Here is a 6,376-nt window from a genome sequence, read left to right as displayed (position 1 = left end):
TGACCGCCGAGCGGGCCGACCGTAAGGCCATGCACACTTATGCACGCTCAACCAGCGGCCGTTCGCAACCCCCTTCACCGTGCGGACCGGCGACGATGCCGGGGCAACCCGCGTCCCGCCGAGGACACGGGACGTCACTCGTGGGGGCGGTGTTGGCCGCTCTGGGCGGCGCGTGGGGCAACCCGAGTGCTCCCCTGGTCATCTACCTGTACGAGCGCGGTGAACTGGGAGAGGGCAGGCTGTGCACGGTTCCGCTACGGACGGTGACCGCAGAAGGGCCACCGCCGACTCCTGGTGGGCGCCCGCGGTGGCGAACCTCCTCATCGGACTGGCCGCGATCCTCCCGGGCGTGTGCCTGCGCTGGCTGCTGACCAGATACGCGGTGATCTCCTGCACCGGCGGGTTCGGCTGCACCAGGGGTTCAACGGACCAGGCGGTCGGGATGACGCTGGGTGCCGTGCTGGGCGGCGCCTTCGTCCTCGGCATGATCCTGGTGGTGGACGTCCTCATGCCGTGGCAGGAGGGCAGACCGCTCAACCTCTGGCTCGGCATGACGACCCTGGTCCCCGCGCCGTTCGCGATCGCCCAGGCAGCGGGGTGGATCTAGGGGCGGACCCGTCGAGCGGGCACGAGGCCCGTGCCCGGGCGGGCGACAGTCGTCGCGGCCTCCTCGCTCTCCCGTCCCGAAACGACGCCGGGCCGCAACCCCGTTGCCGGGATTGCGGCCCAACGACCGTACTGGAGCGCTTACTTGCGGATCAGGCTGCGCAGCACGTACTGCATGATGCCGCCGTTGCGGTAGTAGTCCGCCTCACCGGGCGTGTCGATGCGGACGACCGCGTCGAACTCGACACCGGTGTCGGTGGTGACCTTGACCGTGCGCGGCGTGGTGCCGTCGTTCAGCTCGGTGACGCCGGAGATGGAGAAGCTCTCCTCGCCGCTCAGGCCGAGGGACTCCGCGTTCCGGCCCTCGGGGAACTGGAGCGGCAGGACGCCCATGCCGATGAGGTTCGAACGGTGGATGCGCTCGTAGGACTCGGCGATGACGGCCTTCACGCCGAGCAGCGCGGTGCCCTTGGCCGCCCAGTCGCGGGACGAGCCGGAGCCGTACTCCTTGCCGGCCAGGACGACCAGCGGGACACCCTGCTCGATGTAGTTGCGGGAGGCGTCGTAGATGAAGGAGACCGGGCCGCCCTCCTGCGTGAAGTCGCGGGTGTAGCCGCCCTCGGTGCCCGGCGCGATCTGGTTGCGCAGGCGGATGTTGGCGAACGTGCCGCGGATCATGACCTCGTGGTTGCCGCGACGCGAGCCGTAGCTGTTGAAGTCACGACGCTCCACACCGTGCTCGGTGAGGTACTTGCCGGCCGGGGTGTCGGCCTTGATGGCACCGGCCGGGGAGATGTGGTCAGTGGTGACCGAGTCGCCGAGCTTCGCGAGGACGCGCGCACCGGCGATGTCGGTGACCGGGGCCGGCTCCATCTCCATGCCCTCGAAGTACGGGGGCTTGCGCACGTAGGTCGACTCCGGGTCCCACTCGAAGGTGTTCCCGGTCGGGATCGGCAGGGACTGCCACTGGGCGTCGCCCGCGAAGACGTCCTGGTAGGACTTGTTGAACATGTCCTCGCCGATGGCGTTGGCGACGACGTCGTTCACCTCGGCCTCGGTCGGCCAGATGTCCTTCAGGTGGACCGGGTTGCCGTCCTGGTCGGTACCCAGGGCGTCCTTGGTGATGTCCACCTTCATGGAGCCCGCGATGGCGTACGCGACGACCAGCGGCGGGGAGGCCAGGTAGTTCATCTTGACGTCGGGGTTGATCCGGCCCTCGAAGTTGCGGTTCCCGGACAGGACCGAGGTGACCGCGAGGTCGTGGTCGTTGACGGCCTTGGAGACCTCCTCCGGCAGCGGGCCGGAGTTGCCGATGCAGGTGGTGCAGCCGTAACCGACCAGGTTGAAGCCGACCTTGTCCAGGTACGGGGTCAGACCTGCCTTGTCGAAGTAGTCGGTGACGACCTTCGAGCCCGGGGCGAGGGTGGTCTTGACCCACGGCTTGCGGGTCAGGCCCTTCTCGACCGCCTTCTTCGCCACGAGCGCCGCGGCGACCATGACGTACGGGTTGGAGGTGTTGGTGCAGGAGGTGATGGCGGCGACCGTCACGGCACCGTGGTCGAGCGTGTAGGTCGTGCCGTCGGGGGCGGTGACCTGGACCGGGTTGGACGGCGCGCCGTTCGGGTGGATGGCCGGGGCGTCGGAGGCCGGGAAGGACTCCACGCCCGCCTCGTCGGCGGTGGAGACGTAGTTCAGGACGTCGGTCTTGAACTGCTCGGCGGCGCCTGCGAGGACGATGCGGTCCTGCGGGCGCTTCGGGCCGGCGATGGACGGGACGACCGTGGACAGGTCCAGCTCGAGCTTCTCGGAGAAGTCCGGCTCGGCCTTCGCGTCCAGCCAGAGACCCTGCTCCTTGGCGTAGGCCTCGACGAGCGCGACCTGCTGATCGGAGCGGCCGGTCAGGCGCAGGTAGTTCAGGGTCTCGTCGTCGATCGGGAAGATCGCGGCGGTGGAGCCGAACTCCGGCGACATGTTGCCGATGGTGGCGCGGTTGGCCAGCGAGGTGGCGGCGACGCCCTCGCCGTAGAACTCGACGAACTTGCCGACGACACCGTGCTTGCGCAGCATCTCGGTGATCGTGAGCACGAGGTCGGTGGCGGTGGTGCCGGGCCGCAGCTCACCGGTGAGCTTGAAGCCGACGACGCGCGGGATGAGCATGGAGACCGGCTGACCGAGCATCGCGGCCTCGGCCTCGATGCCGCCGACGCCCCAGCCGAGAACACCGAGGCCGTTGACCATGGTGGTGTGGGAGTCGGTGCCGACCAGGGTGTCGGGGTACGCCTGGCCGCCCCGGACCATGACGGTGCGGGCCAGGTGCTCGATGTTCACCTGGTGCACGATGCCGGTGCCCGGCGGGACGACCTTGAACTCGTCGAAGGCGGTCTGGCCCCAGCGCAGGAACTGGTAGCGCTCCCTGTTGCGGCCGTACTCCAGCTCGACGTTCACCTTGAAGGCGTCGTTCGTGCCGAACTTGTCGGCGATGACGGAGTGGTCGATGACCAGCTCGGCCGGGGCCAGCGGGTTGATCTTCACCGGGTCGCCGCCGAGCTCCTTGACGGCCTCGCGCATGGTGGCGAGGTCGACGACACACGGAACGCCGGTGAAGTCCTGCATGATCACGCGGGCCGGCGTGAACTGGATCTCCTGCGACGGCTGGGCCTGGGAGTCCCAGTTGCCGAGGGCACGGATGTGGTCGGCGGTGATGTTCGCGCCGTCCTCGGTGCGGAGCAGGTTCTCCAGCAGGATCTTGAGGCTGTACGGCAGGCGGGCCGAGCCCTCCACCTTGTCCAGCCGGAAGATCTCGTACGACTCGTCGCCCACCTGCAGCGTGCTGCGGGCGTCGAAGCTGTTCGCCGACACGACAGTCTCCTTCATTGATGTGCGCGTACCACCGCAATCCTGCCGCCACGACGGCTTGGCCGATCCACTAAGGTAAGGCTAACTTAGGTAGCCCTTACCAGCCGGGTGCTGCGGTGCGCCTCGGCAGATATCTCGATGTCGAGATAACTCTAGTACATGGGGGCGGGATGGTCATGCCCAGCCCGGCCCGGCCCCGCCACCGCACCCTGCCGCGCCCCCACAGGGCCGCACGCCGCACCCCCGGACGGGCCGCGGCTCACGTCGGACGACACGCCGGCGGTCCCAGTCCGGCGCGACCCCCTCCCGAGCCTCGAGCCGCCGGCCGGACCCCCTCATCCCCCACACGTGACCGCGCGGCCTCGGTGCCATCACTTCCCGGCCCCGGGGTATCCGAGGTGAACGGGCAACCGAAAGGAGACCTCGTATGCCCCTCACGTTCCGCAAGAGTTTTCGGATCCCGCTCGGGGTACGCCTGAACATCAACAGGCGCTCGCGGTCCATCGCCACCGGCGGCAAGCATGGACCGCGCCACACGCGCAGCAGTTCGGGACGACGTACGACATCCATGGATTTGCCGGGACCTTTCGAATGGCGTCGCACCCGTTCCACCAGGGGTCACTGACGGTCACTCACCCGAACAGACCCCCCAAGGGGTGCCATCTCATATCTGAGATAGCCTCAACCTCATGTCAGACGACTACCTCGTACGCATCGGCAAGCTCATCCGTGACGCCCGGCAGCACCGTGGCTGGACCCAGACACAGCTCGCCGAGGCGCTGGGCACCAGCCAGAGTGCCGTCAACCGCATCGAGCGCGGCAATCAGAACCTCAGCCTTGAGATGATCGCCCGAATCGGTGAGGCCCTGGACAGCGAGATCGTGTCCCTCGGCTATGCGGGTCCCATGCATCTGCGGGTGGTCGGCGGCCGCCGGCTCTCCGGTGCCATCGACGTGAAGACGAGCAAGAACGCCTGCGTGGCCCTGCTGTGCGCCTCACTGCTCAACAAGGGGCGCACGGTACTGCGCCGGGTCGCCCGGATCGAGGAGGTGTACCGCCTCCTCGAGGTCCTCGGCTCGATCGGGGTGCGGACCCGCTGGATCAACGACGGCGTGGACCTGGAGATCGTGCCGCCCGCCGACCTCGAGATGGACGCCATCGACGCCGCGGCCGCCCGCCGTACGCGCTCCATCATCATGTTCCTCGGTCCGCTGCTGCACCGCATGGACCGCTTCAAGCTGCCGTACGCGGGCGGCTGCGACCTCGGCACGCGCACCGTCGAGCCGCACATGATCGCGCTGCGCCGGTTCGGTCTCGACGTCACCGCCACCGAGGGGCACTACCACGCGGTGGTGGACCGGTCCGTCGCGCCCGGCCGCGCGATCGTGCTGACCGAGCGCGGGGACACCGTGACCGAGAACGCGCTGCTGGCCGCCGCCCGCCACGACGGGGTCACGGTCATTCGCAACGCGTCCTCGAACTACATGGTCCAGGACCTCTGCTTCTTCCTCGAGGCCCTCGGCGTCGAGGTCGAGGGCATCGGCAGCACCACGCTCACCGTGCACGGCGTGCCGAACATCGATGTCGACGTCGACTACTGCCCCTCCGAGGACCCGGTCGAGGCGATGAGCCTGCTGGCGGCCGCGGTCGTCACGGAGTCGGAGCTGACGGTGCGCCGGGTGCCGATCGAGTTCCTCGAGATCGAGCTCGCGGTGCTGGAGGAGATGGGCCTCGACCACGACCGCACGCCCGAGTACGTCGCCGACAACGGCCGTACCCGGCTGGTGGACCTGACCGTGCGGCCGTCCAAGCTGGAGGCGCCGATCGACAAGATCCACCCGATGCCGTTCCCCGGCCTGAACATCGACAACGTCCCGTTCTTCGCGGCCATCGCGGCCGCCGCGCAGGGCAAGACACTGATCCACGACTGGGTGTACGACAACCGGGCCATCTATCTGACGGACCTCAACCGCCTCGGCGGCCGCCTTCAGCTCCTCGACCCCCACCGGGTGCTGGTCGAGGGCCCGACCCGCTGGCGCGCCGCCGAGATGATGTGCCCGCCCGCGCTGCGGCCGGCCGTGGTCGTGCTGCTGGCGATGATGGCGGCCGAGGGCACGTCCGTCCTGCGCAACGTGTACGTCATCAATCGTGGCTACGAGGATCTGGCCGAGCGGCTCAACTCCGTCGGTGCGCAGATCGAGACGTTCCGGAACATCTGACCGTGCCCCGTCGGCGCCAGTGCTGTGGCCGGAAAGGTTTGCCGGTGAGCCTTGCCGGTCGCAGCGCTACTCCTCGAGGAGCGTGACCTTCTGCTGCCTTACCGCGAGGAAGCGGGGCAGCGGAAGGCCCGTCGCGCTCAGCTCCATCAGCGTGGCGGCGATGTGCGCCGGGCCCGGGACGTAGGCACCCTTGCGGGTCCCGGAGTTGGTCCAGCGGTGCTCGGCTCCGTCGCACACCGCAAGGGTGCCGCCGACACCGTGGGCGACGCGGGAGTCGCCCTGGGAGACGGAGGAGGAGACGAAGACGGGGCCGCCGCCACCGAGACAGCGGTAGGTGCCGGAGAGGGTGAGGGTGCCGTCGGCCGTGAGACGGCCGGTGCGGTCGACGGTCACCTCGTCGTACGGGCCGGACAGGGCACCCGCGACGGGGGCGGCGGACAGGAGCAGGACGGCGCCGACGACCACCCCGGCGACCTGGCGCACGGACATGGAAGACCTCCTGGAATGGGGGATTCCACAGGTACCCGGAGGCCGTGCCGCGGTGCGTGATCTTCACCCCTTCGTGGCGAGTCCGCACCCACCGTCTTCGGCGTGTCCGAGAGTTGTCCGCATGGTGTCACGCTTGTCGGCGGATGCTTCCGGTGGCTTCACAGGCGGAGCATGGTCTAGGACGAGGGGGCGACAACCGGCCGCCC

The 6,376-nt window shown here is 68.9% G+C and carries 5 protein-coding genes; 3 read left to right on the top strand and 2 right to left on the bottom strand.

Annotation, left to right across the window (positions count from 1 at the left end; translation table 11 throughout):
• The first annotated feature begins 241 nt into the window (after positions 1-241).
• On the top strand, positions 242-607 hold the full coding sequence (locus VXC91_RS14525) for a hypothetical protein (protein ID WP_329507599.1): 366 nt from the start codon (positions 242-244) through the stop codon (positions 605-607).
• 140 nt (positions 608-747) lie between these two features.
• Here VXC91_RS14525 and acnA read toward each other — a convergent pair whose 3' ends face one another.
• Positions 748-3,465, bottom strand: a complete 2,718-nt coding sequence (gene acnA / locus VXC91_RS14520) for an aconitate hydratase AcnA (RefSeq protein ID WP_329507598.1) — start codon at positions 3,463-3,465, stop codon at positions 748-750.
• Positions 3,466-3,889: 424 nt separating this feature from the next.
• Here acnA and VXC91_RS14515 point away from each other — a divergent pair, with 424 nt between their 5' ends.
• Together VXC91_RS14515 and VXC91_RS14510 are read left to right on the top strand one after the other, a co-directional pair.
• Positions 3,890-4,087, top strand: a complete 198-nt coding sequence (locus tag VXC91_RS14515) for a DUF4236 domain-containing protein (protein ID WP_329507597.1) — start codon at positions 3,890-3,892, stop codon at positions 4,085-4,087.
• Positions 4,088-4,151: 64 nt separating this feature from the next.
• Positions 4,152-5,681, top strand: coding sequence for a helix-turn-helix domain-containing protein (locus VXC91_RS14510; protein ID WP_329507596.1), 1,530 nt, complete (start codon positions 4,152-4,154; stop codon positions 5,679-5,681).
• Between the two features lie 66 nt (positions 5,682-5,747).
• On the opposite strand, the gene VXC91_RS14505 is transcribed toward VXC91_RS14510, so the two are convergent.
• Positions 5,748-6,170: a DUF6299 family protein gene (locus VXC91_RS14505; RefSeq protein WP_329507595.1), complete on the bottom strand. Its 423-nt coding sequence runs from the start codon at positions 6,168-6,170 to the stop codon at positions 5,748-5,750.
• Positions 6,171-6,376: the final 206 nt, after the last annotated feature.

The organism is Streptomyces chiangmaiensis, from assembly GCF_036281785.1.
In the GTDB taxonomy this organism is placed as follows: Bacteria; Actinomycetota; Actinomycetes; order Streptomycetales; family Streptomycetaceae; genus Streptomyces; species Streptomyces chiangmaiensis.
Note: the sequence above shows the minus strand (reverse complement) of the source record. Positions and strands in the feature narration are given on the sequence as shown.

Coding starts and splice junctions, on each gene's coding strand:
- VXC91_RS14505 (WP_329507595.1), bottom strand. CDS start 6,170: ATGTCCGTGCGCCAGGTCGCCGGGGTGGTCGTCGGCGCCGTCCTGCTC.
- VXC91_RS14510 (WP_329507596.1), top strand. CDS start 4,152: ATGTCAGACGACTACCTCGTACGCATCGGCAAGCTCATCCGTGACGCC.
- VXC91_RS14515 (WP_329507597.1), top strand. CDS start 3,890: ATGCCCCTCACGTTCCGCAAGAGTTTTCGGATCCCGCTCGGGGTACGC.